The organism is Herbinix hemicellulosilytica, assembly GCF_002904165.1.
Classification (GTDB): Bacteria; Bacillota; Clostridia; order Lachnospirales; family Lachnospiraceae; genus Mobilitalea; species Mobilitalea hemicellulosilytica.
In genome coordinates this window covers 476,249-493,071 of sequence record NZ_CVTD020000008.1, presented here as the reverse complement: position 1 = coordinate 493,071, position 16,823 = coordinate 476,249, and the positions used below count along the sequence as shown (strand labels likewise).

Here is a 16,823-nt window from a genome sequence, read left to right as displayed (position 1 = left end):
TATTAAATGTTTGCGCTACACGAAATACGATTTATCCATTTCTTCCGCTACTTTTAAATGACCTGACAAATGTCTCGCACCATAGGTTACTCCTTGTGAAGCCCATACATCAGCTAAGTTTTCTGCCTGTTTCATGACCGTTTCCACGGCGCGCTGCTGTTTGTCAGGCGGATAACCGTATTTATTTAATGTCCGACGAACCAATACCATCAGTTTTGCGCGGACGCTTTCCTTCAGTGTCCAGTCGATTGTGGCATTTTTACGCACCTTGTCCGCAAGCTCGCGGGCGATTGTTCTTAACGTTTCGTCGCCCAACACCTTAACCGCGCTGTCATTGGTTTCAAGGGCATCATAAAAAGCAAGTTCATCTTCAGACAAACCAAGTTTTTCACCTCGTCTGTCTGCTTCTCTTATTTCCTTTGCAATACGAATAAGCTCTTCTATGATTTCAGCCGTTGAAAGTAGATTATTCTGGTACCGCTTAAGCGCTGAACTGAGCATTTCCATAAGTGATTTTGATTTTGTCAGGTTATATTTTGAACGTACTTTTATTTCATCGGACAAAATCTTTTTTAGTAGCTCAATAGCCAGATTCTTATGTTTCATCCCTTTAATTTCCATAAGGAATTCATCTGAGAGAATGGACAATTCCGGCTTTTCAATACCAGCAGCATCAAAAATATCTACAACTTCATCTGATACAATAGCCGAATCAACAATGTTTTTTATAACAGAATCGTAATTTATGCCACTTTCGCCGCTTGTTTCAAATTTAGTGAGTCTTGCCTTAACTGCTTGGAAAAACGCTATTTCCTCTGCATGTGTAACCGTTGCCTTATCAGGTTTGGCAAGTGCATAAGCCTGGCTTAGGAGGGTTACTTCCTTAATAAAACGCGCTTTTTTATCATCTGTAGATAAAATAAAATCTTCAGCACGAAGAATAATAGAAAGCTTGTCCTTTACTTCTGCTTTGAAAAAGCTCGTATAATCAAATCCGTGTAAAATCTGCCGGACAACCTCAAGCTTTTCAAGCATTATTTCTACAGCCCTTGCCTGAGTTTCAGCAGGTACTCCCTTGCCACCGCTCTCTGCATAGAAACTTAAAGCTTTTTTTAGGTTTGGGGCAATCCCGATATAATCGACAATCAGCCCGCCCGGCTTATCCTTGAAAACACGGTTTACGCGCGCTATTGCCTGCATAAGGTTGTGGTCCTTCATCGGCTTATCGATATACATGGTGTTGAGGCATGGAACGTCAAAGCCAGTCAGCCACATATCGCGCACGATGACAATTTTCAGTGGATCATTTTCATCTTTCATACGCTGTGCAAGCATTTTTCGCTGCTCCTTAGTAGTATGGTGTTTCTGCATTTCAGGACCATCAGAACTGGAAGATGTCATAACAACTTTGATAACACCCTTGTCCAAATCGTCACTATGCCACTCAGGGCGAAGCTTTATGATTTCATTATACAAATCAACAGCGATTCTACGGCTCATCGCAACGATCATCGCCTTACCCTCAAAAACCTTTTGGCGATCCTCAAAATGCGTAACAATGTCTTTTGCGAGAGTGGCAAGGCGTTCTTTATTCCCGACAATAGCCTCCAGCTTTGCCCATTTCATTTTTGCGGCTTTTGCTTCGTCTTTTTCATCTACTTCTTCAAGTTCCCTGTCGAACTCCTCAATCAGCTTTTTGCCTTCCTCGGTGAGATTGACTTTAGCCAGACGGCTTTCATAATATATTTTAACTGTCACCTTATCTTCAACCGCTTGGGCAATATCGTAAATATCAATGTAATTGCCAAATACCGCCGGCGTGTTGGCATCCTGCTTCTCTACCGGTGTACCGGTAAAACCTATGAAAGTAGCGTTTGGCAAGGCATCGCGCATATATTTGGCAAAACCATAAGCTATACGCTGCCCCACAACCTGATTGTTTTCGTCCTTTATATCTCTGAGTTTCGCGTTAAAGCCGTACTGCGTGCGGTGCGCTTCATCGGCTATAACAACTATGTTGTCTCTTTCCGACAAAAGCTCATAAACCGAGCTGTCATTATCAGGTATGAATTTTTGAATAGTGGTAAAAACTATGCCTCCGGATGCTACCTTTAATAATTCTTTTAAATGCTCGCAGCTTTCCGCCTGCTTCGGCGGCTGGCGCAGAAGGTCGCTGTTTCCAGCAAAAGTATCAAAGAGTTGATCGTCCAAATCATTTCTGTCGGTAATAACAACTATAGTTGGATTGTTAAGGTTTTGCACCAGTTTTCCAGCATAAAAAACCATAGATAGGGATTTGCCGGATCCTTGAGTATGCCATATAACACCGGCTTTTTTGCTGCCACCTACCCTTGCCGCTTCAATCGTACTTTTAACAGCTTTATTCACAGCGTAATACTGATGATAGGCGGCAATTTTCTTGACAGTTTCTACTTTTATTATCTTGGTCTTTTTATCCTCAGTTTTGCTCTTTTCAAAGGTTATAAAATTGCGTATATAGTCGAGCAGGGTTTTCTTGTTGCACAGCCCGTGAATAAGGGTGGTAAGCTGATCTTCAAACTTGGACGCTTCATTTAGTCCATCTTTGGTTTTCCACGTTGAAAAACGTGAGAACGGAGCAGTTAACGAACCTGCCTTAGCTTCCAGCCCATCGGAAATAACACATATCTCGTTGTATGTAAAAAGACTTGGTATGGTGGCCTTGTATGTGCAGATTTGATCATAAGCTTTGCGAATGGTGGCGTTTTCATCGGCCGGATTTTTAAGTTCAAACAGCACCATAGGAATACCGTTGATAAAAAGAAGAATGTCAGGCCGCTTATTATTATTGTTTTCAATGACGGTAAACTGATTGACCACAAGAAATTCGTTGTTGTTAACTCCATCTTCCGAGAAATCCACAAGCTTTACATAATCGCCAACTATATCTCCGTTTTTGCGGTATTCAACGGGCACACCATCAACCAGCATTTTATGAAATGCTTCGTTGTCTGCTACCAGATTTGAAGAACTTATACGTGCAACTTTATTTACTGCCTCCAAAATAACATCATAGGAAAGGTTGGGATTAAGACGCACTACCGCATCGGTCAGTCTTTTTTTAAGCAGAACTTCACTGTAACTGTTGCGCTCTGCAAAAGGTGCATCCGGTGCTATATCCGGCCCAGAAAGATATGTATAACCCAATTCCACCAGTTCTTCTATTGCCATTTTCTCTATTTCAGACTCACAAAGCTTAGGCACCTTTTTCACCTCACATTTTTACGCGGATTTCGCCGCTTATAAGCTTGGGAAGCAAGGTATCGCGGAGTTTATTTAAGGTATTTATTTGAAAGCAATTTTGAGATATTTTTAACATCAATGGATCAATTTTTCTTCTAAACAGGCTTAATGCGACTGTATCTGGAACAATAACGTCAAAACTTTTTACATCATTGCTATTAATATGTTGTTGAGCCCCTCCCGTTTGCATGCTAATCAGAGCATTTATATTCTCTTTTAACCAAAGGAAAATAAAATTATTCGATAATTCTGCTTTTGGCACTAAACCAATTACAGACTGATTAGCTGCAAATGAGCGCAATACCATGCTGATTTTTCCCAATGTTGCTCCTGTAATTGCTAATACAGTTGTTCCAGCGGGAAGTAACTTTGCTGAAGAGTTGTTAAGAGCTTCTTCAGTAATATATTCGCTTGCTTCAATTATTCTGAACTCATTAATTTTCCCTGAATTAATCCAACCTATTGTACCATTCGTCCAATATGATTCAATTTTTCGAGAAGGAGTACCTCCCAATAAAACATCAAATTTTTCAGATATAGGAACAACTTCCCACTCTTTGCTCGCATCCTCAATAAACCATTTACGGAAATATGCCTGTGCCAAATCTTCGAGTGTTTTATTCTGCCTTGTCAGAAGGTCGATTTTATCGTCAAGGGAGGATAAAACATCAGCAATTGCTTTTTGTTCGGGGAGGGGGGGGAGTAAAAAAGAAAACTGGCTTAGTACTCTTGCATTTATTCCTGGTTGCGCTGAACCACCAACGGCATTATCAATAAACCCAAAATATGAATCACTTTTTAGCACATAACTAATAAAACAATCATCAGCAATTTCTTTGTTAATCTTAAATCTTATGAGGTATGACGCAAATACAGCATTAATACTATCTTTTATTCTTTTATTGTATCCAGTTGTGGCACCAGTACGAGCGATAACTATATCCCCAACATCCAGTTTATATTTTTCATAATTCTCCTTATCAATCTTACAATAAGGAACAGTTGACCAATCAATAATATTAGGTACGATATCTGTTATTCTAAGAAATTTTGGTCCAACCGGGTCAAAAGTTGCACTTTCAGTATAACCATATTGAATAATTGTACAAATATCACCTAATTTAAACTCTCTCCACTCCGTCATAACTCAATCCCCACTTTTGCAAGGTTTTCTTTTATCCGCTCATCCAGTTTTGCGCTTTCTTCCATCTGCGCTTTAAGCTCGGCAGTCAGCTTTTTTACACGTTCCTCAAAATCAAAGTCATCCTCTTCCTCGGGCAATCCGACATACCTGCCAGGGGTCAGCACATAATCGAGTTCCCGCACATCATCAAGCGTTGCTGATTTGCAAAAACCGGGAATGTCTTCATATGAACCATCGTTCTTCTTCCAGTTGTGGTAAGTGTCGGCTATTTTACGGATATCCTCATTGGTGAGTTCACGGGTCCTGCGGTTTATCAAAGTTCCCATATTCCGTGCATCAATGAACAAAATCGTATTCCGACGCGGGTGGTTCGGATTTGTTTCCTTTTCCCTTGACAAGAACCATAAGCATGCGGGAATTTGGGTGTTCAAAAATAGCTTTGCCGGCAGGTTTACAATACAATCTACAAGACCGGCTTCAATAATGTTTTTACGGATTTCTCCCTCGCCGTTTGTTTTTGACGAAAGGGAGCCTTTAGCCATAACGAAGCCGGCGGTTCCTTTGGGCGAAAGGTGATACAAAAAGTGCTGGATCCATGCATAGTTTGCGTTGGATACTGGTGGCACACCATACTTCCAGCGTCCGTCATTCCGCAGCAGTTCTCCGCTCCAATCGCTGTCATTAAAAGGTGGATTGGCAATCACAAAATCAGCCTTCAGATCGGGGTGGGCATCGTTTAAAAAAGAACCTTCATTGTTCCATAAAACATTGCTACTGTCAATACCTCGTATGGCAAGGTTCATTTTGCAAAGCCGCCATGTTGTTTGGTTGCTTTCCTGACCATAGATAGAAACAACACGCTCGAAAAGCTTATCAATCTCTCTTGATTTTCCGTTATAGTGGTCTCTGTGAGCTTCAACGAATTTCTCGCTTTGAACGAACATACCGCCACTGCCGCAGCAAGGGTCAAAAACCCTGCCCTCGTAAGGTTCGAGCATTTCAACAAGCAACTGTACTACGGAACGGGGCGTATAGAACTGTCCGCCTTTTTTACCTTCTGCAAGGGCAAACTGTCCAAGAAAATACTCATATACCTGCCCCAGTATATCACTTGATTTAGAAACACTGTCACCAAGCGCAATCGTACCAATCAAATCAATCAGACCACCGAGAGACTGCTTGTCCAGCTTTTCTTTTGCGTATTCTTTCGGCAAAACGCCTTTGAGGGATGGGTTATCCTTTTCTACGGCCTCCATAGCTTCGTCTATATCTTTGCCGATCGTCGGCAGCTTGGCTCGACTTTGAAGATAATCCCAGCGTGCCTGCGGTGGCACATAGAATACATTCTCCGCACGATACTCATAGGGATCGTCAGGGTCCGCTCCTTCGTACTCGCCCTTGCCTTCTTTAAGTTTATAATATAAATCATAAAAACTGTCTGATATGTATTTTAAAAAAATAAGCCCGAGAACAACGTGCTTATATTCCGCAGCATCCATATTTTTGCGGAGCTTGTCCGCAGCTGCCCAAAGTACTTGTTCAATAGGCTGCTCTTTTACTTCATTTTTTGATTTTTTAACTTTTGCCATTCTACTCTACTCCTCTATTTTTTATCTTTTTTCACACGCAAATCGTAAGGTTTCTCAGCATCCTTAGGTATCGCCCATGCCCATCCCAGGCGTACAGCGCCCTTAATGCGCCCCTGCTCGCATAAAACTTGAACTCTGCGCGGGGATATATTCCATTTTTCAGCAGCTTGTTTTGCCGTTAAGTAATCCATTATGAATACCTCGCAGAACATGAGATTCCAGTTTTTATTATATGCGAAGAAACGAACAATTTCAACATATTACAACTTTATACATAATAAATAAAGTTTTTTCAGAAAATGAGTATACCTGCATTAAATGTACATCCATCCTGTCTCCTCAACCTTATGAAAAATGCCCTTTATCTAATCTGTCAACTCAACCCTACCAATTTTAAGCTAAATTTTTGCCTGTAAAATCACCTGTCGATATGTTTCCGCGTACGCATTTTAGCCCTTTAGGTCGAGTAGACAACTTGGATGTGCTTCCGAAAATCCAGTAAAATCAAGGCTTACAGCCGCGTCATCAATACTACGCACTCAACGTGCACCGTATTGGGAAACATATCCACACAGCATACCTTTTCAACCTTATATCCTCTCTCCTGCAGTACTACCAAATCTCTTGCCAGGCTCGTAGGTTTGCAGGAAACATACACAATCCGGTCCACTCCAAAATCAATGATTTTCTCCAATGCCTTCGGATGAATTCCGTCCCTGGGTGGGTCCAAAACAATAAGATCCGGTTTATCTTCGATTTCATCAATAACTTTAAGCACATCTCCGGCAATAAACTCACAGTTGTCAAGGCCGTTTAGGGCAGCATTTTCCCTCGCAGCCATAACCGCTTCTTCAACAATTTCCACTCCAATTACTTTTTTTGCTACCGGGGCAAGAATCTGTGCTATGGTTCCGGTTCCGCTGTATAAATCAAAAATAAGCTTATCTTTTGTTTCACCTATATATTCTCTTACGGTACTGTAAAGTACCTCCGCCCCAAGTGAATTCGTCTGGAAGAATGAAAAGGTGGATATCTTGAATTTCAGGCCGAGTAATTCTTCATACAGATAATCCCTGCCGAATAAAATATTGATACTGTCGCCCTGTACAACATCCGCCAAACTGTCGTTGTATATATGGAGAATTCCCGCTATTTTACCGCTTAAATCAAGCTTAAGCAACCTGTTTTTAAACTCCTCTATAACTTCTCTTTCCTGTTTTTCATGCTCCCACTGTGTTGAGGTAACCAGATTGACTAATATTTCTCCGGTTTTTATCCCTTTACGTATCAGCAAATGCCTCAAATAGCCCGTATGGGTCATCTTTTTATAAAAACTTACCCCTAACCCTGCAAAATACCTAAGAACATCGGCCAGTATCTTATTGTAGTCACTGTCAACGATTTGGCACTGATCGGTTGTCAGAATATCGTAAAAGCTTCCTTTCTTATGAAGGCCCAAGGCAAGAGGTCCGTCTTTTTCCTCGTCACCAAAGGAAAATTCCATCTTATTGCGATATTCCCACTGTTTTGGACTTCCTTTTATTCCTTCAAACCTATACTCGTCGCAAACCGCATCAAGCAGTCTTTTTACCTGTTCTTCTTTTAGTTTAAGCTGAGTTTCATAGGGTAATGTCTGATAGCTGCAGCCACCGCAGGGGCCAAAATGAATGCATTTTGGTTCTGCCGTTTCAAGCGGAGACTTTTCAAGTACTTCTATAAGCCGGCCTTCAGCTTTACCCTTACGAATTTTATTTACCATAAAGCTAATCTTCTGACCGGGCAGAGTATTTTTAACCTCTACCTTTTTATCTTCTATCTCAAGAATTCCTTTATTAGGAAATTCTACCTTTAAAACTTCACCGACATATTGTGTTCCTTTTTTCACGTCGCATTCTCCTGTTTCTTTTTTTAATCAGTATTAAATACAGCGACAACATTATACGAAAAGTCTGAGCATTTGTCTACTTTTTAAAGTATGTACCTTTACCGGTTTCCCATTAATGTATCCTAAATGAATTTTCACTATACAACTCAAAGTCCATAATTTCATATTAACGGATCAATCCGCCATGAAAATAGCATTCATAAATAATTGTCCCATTATAGTAGATTTCTTCATAGCCCTGAAACCAGGTAAAATCCCCCATGACTTTGCTCTTATACAAGTATTCCCCTGACTGATAGTATTCAGGCCCCCGATACGGCATATTTTTGTCTGCCTTTCTTAAAGCTTCTTTTAAGAAATCACCGCTAAAAGGTTCTCCCAACACCCGACCCATGTAATTCATGGCATATACTGCTTTACCGTCTTGCCATATGGCTTCTTCACCTGCAAATTGTTCCCCGCCTACATATGTATCATGATATATAAAAGGTCCCTTCGAATACTGATAATCATGGGAATCAAATCTTGTTGAAGCTGTTTCATTCATACATGCCGCATAAGTATTTGCGCCTGCTTCGATTCTGAATTCAATAAGCTTGTCCATATCTGTCTTAGTATCAGGCGATATACTTATATTGCAAGCCTGGTCTTTTACTAAATAATCAATTGTAACATTAAACAGATTGCTTATTTGAATAAGATTTGCTATATCCGGATATCCCTGTCCCGATTCCCATTTGGCAACTGCTTGCCTTGATACGTCGAGTTTTTCAGCCAGCTCTTCCTGTGTGAGTCCTTTATTTTTCCTTAATAATTGCAATTTTTCAGAAAAGATCATTATCATCACCTTAAATAAAATTATATATTAAGGTAAAGAAAAAGTATATTTACTAACATTCGCATTTTTGCCACCTTTACTTTACAAAATATCTTTTATGCAAGAAGTGTTTATTTTAGTTAAAGTATTTTTTGAGTCTTAATAAAAAGTTTTTTTCATAAAAAGAATACATGCAATAGCAATTTTCTGCCTCTCACCACTTGAAATTTTTTATCATTTTCAGTAAATATTTTATGCCCCTTACTTTCTATCAACTCACGTAAACCAAGCAAATCCAAAATATTTAGTAGCAAAGGGTCATAATCACGATAAAGCGTTATATTATTTAAAAGAGTATCATTAAAAATAAATGGATGCTGTGTCACATAAGCACAATCGAACGCATAGCTGTGATATTTAGTTTATTTTTGCTGATACTCTCCCTTAATCACAAAAAACGACCCTCTGATTGTTCCTGCCAGTTTTGATCTTTGCTTTGCAAATTTAAATTTTCCTTCAAGTTCTTTGGGAACATCCATTCCTTCGGAAAGTTTAAATCCTACAGCCCTTTTTTTAGGATCATCAAGCGAATACATAACATTTACACAAAGACCATCCTCATAAAAAACATAAGCAAAGTCTGTATTCTCGATTCTAAAGCGTGATGTTTCCAGTGGTTTTGCTTCAAACTCAATACCACGTTCATCCTTCAAAATTCTTTGAACATAATCAATAGTTTCCCGGCTTTCATCCGCAGGAACTACCACAAAATCATGATTGTACTTGTTCTTGTAATAACGGGCTTCATTAGCCCTAAGGCCTGCCAGTGCTTCCGCTACAGGTGAAGATTCTAAACCGGTTGTTGATACATTTAAAAAATCAACTTTATATGCCATATTTTCCCCCCTAATTTTTCATAAGAAGCGCAACCATAATTATTAAGAATCGTTCTTATTAAATTAAAAACTTTACTTTCAAATCAGATTTGCTTGTGTCAAATCCTCTTTATAAAATAGTCATGATATTTTAGCCATTTATAGAGGCATTATTTACTTTTACATTAGCTGTTTTTCACTTCTTTAGCTGATTTTTCATAAATATTATCAATTATTATGTAATAATTATAACATAGATTCTAAGTTATTAAGTATCACCATTACATCTGTGTCGCTTTACTGATTTACTATAATTTTATTGGGTATAATAATTTATAAGTGCTAGGCAGGAAAGTTTTTTATGTATTTGTAAAAACTGTAATTATATGTAATAACTGTAATTATATTTTTGTAAATACTATAATTAATATTGTCATATTTATATATTTACATTCCCTTTATTAATTTTTTCATCTTTCTTTCAAATTTGTCGTTATGTATTATCAAAAAATATTCATGAATTTATTTCATTTTTAAACAAATAAAACTAAAAATAGAATAATTTATTATTATTTTATTTAAATTTAATTATTAAGTAGTATAATATAAGCTAAGCAATATAATTAATTAAACAAATCATACAATTTTCTAAAAAGGAGGAATACCATATGGCAAGTTTTGCAAATCCCTTTGCCGGCAACATACCCGGAAAAATTTCTAAAGAAGAACTGATACAGGCAATAAGACTTGATATAGCAGGCGAGCTTGAAGCTATTTTTATTTATGACGCCCATGTGCAGGCAACCGATGACCCTGTGGCAAAAAAAGTTCTTGCAGATATTAGGGATGAAGAAAAAGCACATGTCGGTGAACTTATGACCCTGCTTCGCCATCTTGATCCTGAGGAAGCAGAACATTTCGCTGAAGGTGAACAAGAAGTAAGAGAAATGCTAGAGCAGCTGAATATTGTAACAAAAACATCTTCCGCAAAAGCTGATAGTACCATAGGCAGCCTGCTTAACAAGTAAGTTTAAAGTTAGTTAAATATTTTTTACAAGGAGGGAGAATATGGACTATTTATACAGAGAAGGTTCTCCGATTTCCGCAGACCTTTGGAAGCAAATTGATGATACTGTTGTATCAACGGCTAAAAGTATTCTTACAGGAAGAAGATTTATTAGTAACTACGGACCATTAGGCGGCGGTATTCAAAGTATCAACGTTGACAGCATTTCGGAATTGGAAGAAAGCGAAGGGGATATTTCCGTTATTAAAGGAAGAACATATAGACATATTCCTTTGATAAATCAGGATTTTTCACTTTTGTGGAGAGACTTAGAATTCAGCGACCAAATGGGTTTGCCGGTTGATTTATCCGCAGCCATTCAGGCCGCTTCCCAATGCGCTTTAAAAGAAGACGAATTAATTTTCTTAGGCAATGAAGAACTTGGCTACAAAGGTCTTATAAACGAAGACGGAGTAATTAAACTTCAATTATCCGACTGGAGCGAAGGCGAAAATCCTTTTAAAGATATATCCGTAGGAATTGCCAAATTTATTGAAAACGGTATTGTAGGCAGAAAAGCTCTCGTAGTCAGCCCTAAGCTTTATGTAGAACTTCAAAGAATTCAACCGGGCACAGGCACTACCGAATATGATAGAATAAGCAGACTATTAAACGGCAATATTTTCAGCACTCCGGTATTAAAGGGCGACAAAGCAGTTATGGTCTGTGCCGAGCCGCATAATATAGATTTAGTAATCGGTCAGGATATGATTACTACTTATCTTGAAACCAAGAATTTGAATCATTACTTCCGTATCATAGAAACGCTTCTTTTAAGAATTAAGAATAAGAATGCTGTAATCGTATTTGAATAATGCCTGCAAACTTATCTGTCATATAACAGGTCAAAACATATATAGCATTTATTTTATTTTACTTATATATAATGCTATGGCAGCGGCTTATAAAGTAATATGTATCATAGCCTCCGGTATAAAAGCCGGAGGTTTTATGTTTAATTATTAGGAAAAAAAATTATTTGCTCTAACGAAAACCTTTCTAAAAGAGTTTTCTATAAAGTCTAATGAAATTGTAGCATCCATATCTTTTAGCATTTCTTCGTTTCCGCCAAAAAGCACAATTATTTTTTCAATCGCCATTTTGCCTGTTCTAATTATTACAAACCAAAATAGAATTGATAAAAAGATAATTTCATGGCTTATCATTGGTATATCTGCATATGATATACAAAACACTTTTTTTGGGGGATAATAATGCAGCTGGAAATCACAAGACCGTCCATGTTGCTTGATAATAAGGGTAAATTAGTCCAGAAAGGATATGCCAAAAGGCCGCTTCTTAGATATACTAAAAAATTCGTAAAGAAAAAGCATCGCCTAAAAGAATGGGATTATTATCTGGTTTATAATAAAAATTATGCCCTAAATCTAACTGTCGCTAAAAGTTTAAACCTGGTTTTTATATGTGTTTCAATTGTTGACATAAAAGAAAAAAAGATTATCAATAAAAATACAATAAGAATTTCTCCAAAAAAATTTAAGCTTCCTAAAGATTCCGCAAGGGGCAGCATTATATACAAAGATAAATTCATCCGTTTATGCGTAAAAATTGAAAATTCCGTCCGTATTCTTATACTGAAAAAATATAATCTTAAAAAGGAAACAGATTTGGATATTTCCTTGATTCTTTTTAACGAACCTAATGATTCTATGGTTATCGCAGCGCCGTTTGACGAAAGCAGCAATAACTTTATCTATAACAGAAAAATATTTGGTATGAGAGCATCCGGCTATGTAAAGTACAGAAATGTTAATTACGGTTTTTCACCGGCAAATTCTTTTGCAGTCATTAACTGGGTGCGTGGGGTATTGCCCTATAAGACAACCTGGTATTGGAGTTCGGCAGCAGGTAAAATTCATGGCAAAATCTTTGCTTTCAATTTAGGCTGCGGACTTAGTGATTCTTCCTATGCTACGGAAAATATGATCATTTTTGACGGAACATCAAGCAAGCTTGAAAATGTATCCTTTCATATACCCAAAGATAAAAAGAACGGATATGATTATCTTAAACCCTGGATAATTACTTCCTCTGACAGCCGAATAGATATGGTATTTATACCTATTATTGACCGTAGTTTACAATTTCCTTTATTTCCTTTCCCGTTTTCCCTTAATCGCCATCAGGTATTCGGTAAATTTACAGGCAGGGCCATCCTTGATGACGGGACTGTTATATACCTTAAAGAAATTCTTGGGTTTGCTCAAAGAACACAAAACCGATGGTAATATGTTCTTTTTTGCTTAAATAATTAATTAAATAGCTCTTAATCCGAATTCGGACATGTCAGTCCCCATCAGATTAAGAGCTTTATAATTTACTTACAGTTCTTATTCCAGTCCTTCCACTATTGCCAGATATGTTATAGAAATTATTTCATCGTCCTTTACAATAAACTGAATTTTTGAATCATCTTTAATATAAGTATATGATCCGGATGACTCCGTATAGTTATCCCCATAGGCAGCTATCATATCATCAACCGTCGATCCCAGATAAATCCCTTCCGGTGTGCTTACCGTATCATCCATTAAATTAACAGAAGATATATAATCTTTCCCGTTCATAGGATAAGTTGTAATTTCAAATCCCGGGTATGTGTAAAATTTATCAAGCCCTTTAAAGGCGCAGCTTTCGGCTTCAAAATAATTTAAAGGGTCTCCCAATTTGTCTATTACAGATTTTACATCCGTGTTCATATAAATTGTTACTCCGTTATATTCAAAGGCATATCCTGAAGGTTCCTGCTGCTCATTTTGCTTTTCATCAGTCTGCACTTCTTCAGCAGTTTTTTTGTCATTTCCGTTAACATCTGATGAATTGTCTTTTGTACCGCAACCTCCCAATATCACTGATATTAAAATTAATAAAAGCAATATTTTTCTCATAATAATTCACCTGTCTTTAAATAATTTTGATTTATAGAAAAAACTACATGTCCTTATCTATAAATTAAATATAAATTATCAAATATGATATAAATTCATTAGTTCATAAGCCAGGCATTCACGCCTCTTATTTTACTGTTCTTCCTATTTAAACAGACTTTTATATCATAAGCAATATTCATTTAACTCTGATTTATCTCATATACCTATTCTTCTATAGTCTGGGCTACTGCCCCATAACTTTTTAAATATCCGTATTCTCTAAGTTCCCTTTCCTGGTCTTTTTTCATGGCATAATAAAACTTAACCTTATCCTGCCAAATCCTTTGATATTCCTCCTCGTTCCTGTGGTCAGGCAGATTAAAGTCTTTGCTTAATATTTCACCAAAGTATGTGGTGAATTTTTCTGCTCCGGAGAGATTTAAATGTAAACCTCCGTCAAATGTATCCTTTTGATAATCAATTCCGATTTCATCTGCCAGCTCTAGGAAATTAATATAAGTAAGATTATTCTTTTTCGCATAATCTTTCATCTGCTGATCCCACTCCGGATACCAGTAGGGATAAACACTTGGCGATTTAATTAATATCAGTTCTATATCATTTTCCTTGCAAAGCTTAGTCATCTTCTCAAGATAATAGTAGCTGTTTTCCCCAAATCTATAATCAGCCAGCACTCTGCCCTTAGGAATATAACCCACAGGCTTTACGTCTATTCTCATCAGGTATCCGTTATGAGAAACCTTTTTTTTACCGAATAGATATTTAAAATCTTCAGCCTTAAGATCATTCCATCTGGAATGATATCTAAGCAAAGGAAAGATATAGCTAATAAAGTCTTCGCCCTCTGTCATAGAAGCTTTAATCGCCTTGATTTTTGAGCCGGATAATTTCATACCGTCCAAAGTCAGTCTGTTATAAGCTTCTTTTTGAGGTTCGTTGTATTTCATGGCGAGGACATTGTAGACAACCACTTTTGGTTTTTCATATCTTAAGGTTTCCTCCAGCAAATAATAGGACTGCCAGATAAGCTGCTGCGCACTTCCTCTTATGTAGCTTGTTATTCCGTATTTTTCCCATAAGGTAACAGGGGAAATGTTGGAGAAAACCTCACAGTCCCCGATAAAAATTACGTCATGCTTTTTTTCTTCCTTATAATACTCTTCTATTAAATTTCCTTCAGGAATCTCAGTCATATATTTGGGCATAAATAACTCCTGAAGAAAAAATAATACTCCGACCAATATAACAAAAGAAAAAACATTTATCAGGATCTTTTTTAGCATCTTCTGATCCCGCCTTTCCGTAAAAGCACATCCGTTTATTAATATTATTTTCAGAACTGACTGTAAATAAACTGGCTGGAATCATATCCTATTCCATATGCTCCAAAAATCAGTATAGATATAATAAGGCCAAAATAAGACAAATACCTTACAATTAAAGGTTTTTTGGAAAGCTTTTCCCTAAATGATCCTGCTCTTGAAGCCAGGCTTACATAAAGTATCAGCAAAACTGCCAGAGTCAATATTATATAATCAGAAATACCAAGGCCCAGGGAAGCAAATTTTCCGTTAAACAGTTCATGCCAGTTCCATTTTGTAAATATGGTACCGTACATCCTGAATGTCGTAGGCACATTCCTGTAACAGTCCAAAGTCCTAAGAAAACTCATAAGCCAAAAAGTCCGTCCTACCTGGAACAGGCGATACCAGAAGGTCCCGCTTACATTAAATCGTTTATGAAATCTGTTGTATAGAGGAATACACTCCTGGGATATCAGAATAACCAGGGCATTTAAAAGTCCCCAGACTATAAAATTCCAGGCAGCCCCGTGCCAGATACCGGTTGTAAACCATACTACTATTGTAGAAATATATACCGGTATTCTTTTTCCTATGGAATCCCCAAAAAGCTTTCTGCATTTCTTTGAAAGATTAAGCATAGACTTGCTGACCGATATGGGCAAAAACAGATAATCCTTAAACCAGGTACCCAGTGTAATATGCCATCTTCTCCAGTATTCGGTAATAGATTTTGAAAAATAGGGCCGCTCGAAGTTTTCTGCCATTCGGATTCCTAAGACTTCGGCCACACCTATAGCTATATCTATACCTCCGGTAAAATCCGCATAAAGTTCTATGGCATAAAAGAACATGCCAAGAAGCACATATACCCCTTGGTATTCGTCGGGATTTTTTACAATGGTATTAACTGCAATAAGAAGCCTGTCCGCAACCACCAGTTTCTTAAAATAGCCCCAAAGTATCCTTTGCAGGCCAAAAGATACTTTTTTAGAAACAAACTTGTGAGGCCCGAACAAGGTTTTTTCCAAATCATCATAACGGTTTATAGGTCCCTGGATTAGCTGAGGAAAGAATGATACAAACAAGGCCAGTCTGAACATATTTTTCTGAGGAGCATACTTTTCCCTGTAAACATCAATAATATACCCCATGGTCTGAAACGTATAAAATGATATACCCAGGGGCAGGACAAAACCTAAAGTCGGTATATTTACATTAATTTTAAGTAAGTCAAATACAGAATTTATATTAAGGACTGTAAAATTGTAATACTTAATTACCGCCAGTATTCCGAAATTGAGCACCAGACAAAAAGCAAGCCAGTATCTTTGCTTTTTCTTAATCTTTTCCTTATAGGCCTTTCTTTCTTCTCTTGAGAGAGTTTCTTTATTGATTTTAATGTACTCATATCCGATTTTCTGAAGTTTTCCTATCCTTTGGCCTGTAAAATAGGTTGATACGGTAGTAGCCAGGATATATACCAGATATTTAACTCCCGCAAAGGCGTAAAATACATAGCTTGCCGCAAGAAGCAGCATCCATTGAAGTTTTTTGGGTATTATATAATAAAGTACAAACAGTACGGTTGCAAATAGAATAAATTCAAACGATGTAAACAGCATAAATACTCTTGTTATTCATCCTCCTGAAGCCTTTTAATAAGCTCATATATAGCTTTTGCGGAGTTAAAATTCTCCGGTACAATCTCTTCTACCGGAATATTTACATCAAATTCATCACTTAATTCCGATATAAGGGTAACAATATCAAATGAATCGATAATTTTATCGTCTATTAATGTTGTGCAGTTTTCAAAGTCAACATCAGGATGTAAGCTCTTTAAAATTTCAATTACTTTTTCCATATCATTTCTCCTGTTATTCATTATTTTTAATTTTATTGGAAAACAAAAATATTCCCTAATTAATTCTTATAGTTACACCCATAAT

The 16,823-nt window shown here is 37.3% G+C and carries 15 protein-coding genes; 3 read left to right on the top strand and 12 right to left on the bottom strand.

Translation table 11 applies throughout. The features are described 5' to 3' along the window. Positions 1-15: 15 nt before the first annotated feature. The 7 genes from HHT355_RS03215 to HHT355_RS03185 form a co-directional block, all read right to left on the bottom strand. The gene (locus HHT355_RS03215) at positions 16-3,243 is read right to left on the bottom strand and encodes a type I restriction endonuclease subunit R (RefSeq protein WP_103202004.1); all 3,228 of its coding nucleotides are present in this window, start codon (positions 3,241-3,243) and stop codon (positions 16-18) included. 10 nt (positions 3,244-3,253) lie between these two features. After that, the gene (locus tag HHT355_RS03210) at positions 3,254-4,426 is read right to left on the bottom strand and encodes a restriction endonuclease subunit S (RefSeq protein WP_103202003.1); all 1,173 of its coding nucleotides are present in this window, start codon (positions 4,424-4,426) and stop codon (positions 3,254-3,256) included. Further along, positions 4,423-6,015, bottom strand: coding sequence for a class I SAM-dependent DNA methyltransferase (locus tag HHT355_RS03205; RefSeq protein WP_103202002.1), 1,593 nt, complete (start codon positions 6,013-6,015; stop codon positions 4,423-4,425). The genes HHT355_RS03210 and HHT355_RS03205 overlap by 4 nt, the downstream gene beginning before the upstream one ends. Before the next feature lie 14 nt (positions 6,016-6,029). Then, on the bottom strand, positions 6,030-6,206 hold the full coding sequence (locus HHT355_RS03200; RefSeq protein ID WP_103202001.1) for a helix-turn-helix domain-containing protein: 177 nt from the start codon (positions 6,204-6,206) through the stop codon (positions 6,030-6,032). A 320-nt stretch (positions 6,207-6,526) separates the two neighbouring features. After that, on the bottom strand, positions 6,527-7,900 hold the full coding sequence (gene rlmD, locus HHT355_RS03195; RefSeq protein WP_103202000.1) for a 23S rRNA (uracil(1939)-C(5))-methyltransferase RlmD: 1,374 nt from the start codon (positions 7,898-7,900) through the stop codon (positions 6,527-6,529). A gap of 166 nt (positions 7,901-8,066) precedes the next feature. Continuing rightward, a complete protein-coding gene (locus HHT355_RS03190; protein WP_103201999.1) occupies positions 8,067-8,738 on the bottom strand; it encodes a DUF5680 domain-containing protein in 672 nt (223 codons plus the stop codon). 401 nt (positions 8,739-9,139) lie between these two features. Then, the gene (locus HHT355_RS03185; RefSeq protein ID WP_103201998.1) at positions 9,140-9,613 is read right to left on the bottom strand and encodes a phage tail protein; all 474 of its coding nucleotides are present in this window, start codon (positions 9,611-9,613) and stop codon (positions 9,140-9,142) included. 647 nt (positions 9,614-10,260) lie between these two features. On the opposite strand from HHT355_RS03185, the gene HHT355_RS03180 reads away from it, so the two are divergent. Beyond that, positions 10,261-10,620 (top strand): demethoxyubiquinone hydroxylase family protein, encoded by a 360-nt coding sequence (locus HHT355_RS03180; protein ID WP_103201997.1) that lies wholly within the window; start codon positions 10,261-10,263, stop codon positions 10,618-10,620. 40 nt (positions 10,621-10,660) lie between these two features. Beyond that, the gene (locus HHT355_RS03175) at positions 10,661-11,473 is read left to right on the top strand and encodes a family 1 encapsulin nanocompartment shell protein (RefSeq protein WP_103201996.1); all 813 of its coding nucleotides are present in this window, start codon (positions 10,661-10,663) and stop codon (positions 11,471-11,473) included. Positions 11,474-11,620: 147 nt separating this feature from the next. On the opposite strand, the gene HHT355_RS03170 is transcribed toward HHT355_RS03175, so the two are convergent. Then, entirely contained in the window at positions 11,621-11,824 is a 204-nt protein-coding gene (locus HHT355_RS03170; RefSeq protein ID WP_103201995.1) for a hypothetical protein, read from the bottom strand. Between the two features lie 48 nt (positions 11,825-11,872). On the opposite strand from HHT355_RS03170, the gene HHT355_RS03165 reads away from it, so the two are divergent. Further along, positions 11,873-12,907: a DUF2804 domain-containing protein gene (locus HHT355_RS03165; protein ID WP_103201994.1), complete on the top strand. Its 1,035-nt coding sequence runs from the start codon at positions 11,873-11,875 to the stop codon at positions 12,905-12,907. A gap of 102 nt (positions 12,908-13,009) precedes the next feature. On the opposite strand, the gene HHT355_RS03160 is transcribed toward HHT355_RS03165, so the two are convergent. From HHT355_RS03160 to HHT355_RS03145, 4 genes are all read right to left on the bottom strand, one after another. After that, positions 13,010-13,567, bottom strand: coding sequence for a hypothetical protein (locus tag HHT355_RS03160; RefSeq protein ID WP_103201993.1), 558 nt, complete (start codon positions 13,565-13,567; stop codon positions 13,010-13,012). A gap of 206 nt (positions 13,568-13,773) precedes the next feature. Continuing rightward, complete coding sequence (locus tag HHT355_RS03155) at positions 13,774-14,853, bottom strand: SGNH/GDSL hydrolase family protein (RefSeq protein WP_103201992.1); 1,080 nt, start codon at positions 14,851-14,853, stop codon at positions 13,774-13,776. A gap of 50 nt (positions 14,854-14,903) precedes the next feature. Then, on the bottom strand, positions 14,904-16,496 hold the full coding sequence (locus HHT355_RS03150; RefSeq protein WP_103201991.1) for an MBOAT family O-acyltransferase: 1,593 nt from the start codon (positions 16,494-16,496) through the stop codon (positions 14,904-14,906). Positions 16,497-16,507: 11 nt separating this feature from the next. Further along, positions 16,508-16,738, bottom strand: coding sequence for an acyl carrier protein (locus HHT355_RS03145; RefSeq protein ID WP_103201990.1), 231 nt, complete (start codon positions 16,736-16,738; stop codon positions 16,508-16,510). Between the last annotated feature and the right edge of the window lie 85 nt (positions 16,739-16,823).

Bases quoted from the DNA above. Each gene is read 5' to 3' on its own strand.
- HHT355_RS03210 (WP_103202003.1), bottom strand. From the start codon at position 4,426: ATGACGGAGTGGAGAGAGTTTAAATTAGGTGATATTTGTACAATTATT.
- HHT355_RS03205 (WP_103202002.1), bottom strand. From the start codon at position 6,015: ATGGCAAAAGTTAAAAAATCAAAAAATGAAGTAAAAGAGCAGCCTATT.
- HHT355_RS03200 (WP_103202001.1), bottom strand. From the start codon at position 6,206: ATGGATTACTTAACGGCAAAACAAGCTGCTGAAAAATGGAATATATCC.
- HHT355_RS03190 (WP_103201999.1), bottom strand. From the start codon at position 8,738: ATGATCTTTTCTGAAAAATTGCAATTATTAAGGAAAAATAAAGGACTC.
- HHT355_RS03185 (WP_103201998.1), bottom strand. From the start codon at position 9,613: ATGGCATATAAAGTTGATTTTTTAAATGTATCAACAACCGGTTTAGAA.
- HHT355_RS03180 (WP_103201997.1), top strand. From the start codon at position 10,261: ATGGCAAGTTTTGCAAATCCCTTTGCCGGCAACATACCCGGAAAAATT.
- HHT355_RS03175 (WP_103201996.1), top strand. From the start codon at position 10,661: ATGGACTATTTATACAGAGAAGGTTCTCCGATTTCCGCAGACCTTTGG.
- HHT355_RS03170 (WP_103201995.1), bottom strand. From the start codon at position 11,824: ATGATAAGCCATGAAATTATCTTTTTATCAATTCTATTTTGGTTTGTA.
- HHT355_RS03165 (WP_103201994.1), top strand. From the start codon at position 11,873: ATGCAGCTGGAAATCACAAGACCGTCCATGTTGCTTGATAATAAGGGT.
- HHT355_RS03160 (WP_103201993.1), bottom strand. From the start codon at position 13,567: ATGAGAAAAATATTGCTTTTATTAATTTTAATATCAGTGATATTGGGA.
- HHT355_RS03155 (WP_103201992.1), bottom strand. From the start codon at position 14,853: ATGCTAAAAAAGATCCTGATAAATGTTTTTTCTTTTGTTATATTGGTC.
- HHT355_RS03150 (WP_103201991.1), bottom strand. From the start codon at position 16,496: ATGCTGTTTACATCGTTTGAATTTATTCTATTTGCAACCGTACTGTTT.
- HHT355_RS03145 (WP_103201990.1), bottom strand. From the start codon at position 16,738: ATGGAAAAAGTAATTGAAATTTTAAAGAGCTTACATCCTGATGTTGAC.